The following is a 700-nucleotide window of genomic DNA, read 5'->3' as shown; positions in this document are numbered from 1 at the left end:
CGCTGGCCAAGCTCAAGTACCTGGTGATCATGGACCCGCTGGCCACCGAGACCTCGGAGTTCTGGCGCAACGCCGGCGAATACAACGACGTCGACACCGCCAGCATCCAGACCACGGTGTTCCGCCTGCCGACCACCTGCTTCGCCGAGGAGGACGGCTCGCTGGTCAACAGCGGGCGCTGGCTGCAATGGCACTGGAAGGCCGCCGAGCCGCCGGGCCAGGCGCAGACCGACGTGGTGATCATGGGCGGGCTGTTCCATCGCCTGCGCGAGCTGTATCGCAAGGAAGGCGGCGCCTACGCCGAGCCGCTGCTCAACATCGACTGGGGCTATCGCCAGCCGGAAGAACCGACCGCCGAGGAAATCGCCCAGGAGTACAACGGAAAGGCCCTGAGCGATGTGTTCGACCTGCAGACCGGAGCGCAGGTGGCCAAGGCCGGCGAGCTGCTGCCAGGCTTCGGTCTGCTGCGTGCCGACGGCACCACCTCCAGCGGCTGCTGGATCTGGTGTGGCTCCTGGACCCAGGCCGGCAACCAGATGGCCCGACGCGACAATGCCGACCCCTACGGCATGGGCCAGACGCTGGGCTGGGCATGGGCCTGGCCAGCCAACCGCCGCATCCTCTACAACCGCGCTTCGGCCGACCCGGCCGGCGACCCGCGTCGACCGGCCGCCCCCCGGCCCCGCGGGCCCGCCGGCGC

1 pseudogene is annotated in these 700 nt (G+C 70.1%); it reads left to right on the top strand.

The annotated features are described in order from the left end of the window. A pseudogene (locus CXQ97_RS20855) lies at positions 1–700 on the top strand (formate dehydrogenase); the annotation flags it as partial.

The sequence above is a fragment of the Arthrobacter sp. B0490 genome (assembly GCF_002929355.1).
Lineage (GTDB): Bacteria > Actinomycetota > Actinomycetes > Actinomycetales > Micrococcaceae > Arthrobacter_D.
This window is presented reverse-complemented; position numbering and strand designations above follow the sequence as displayed.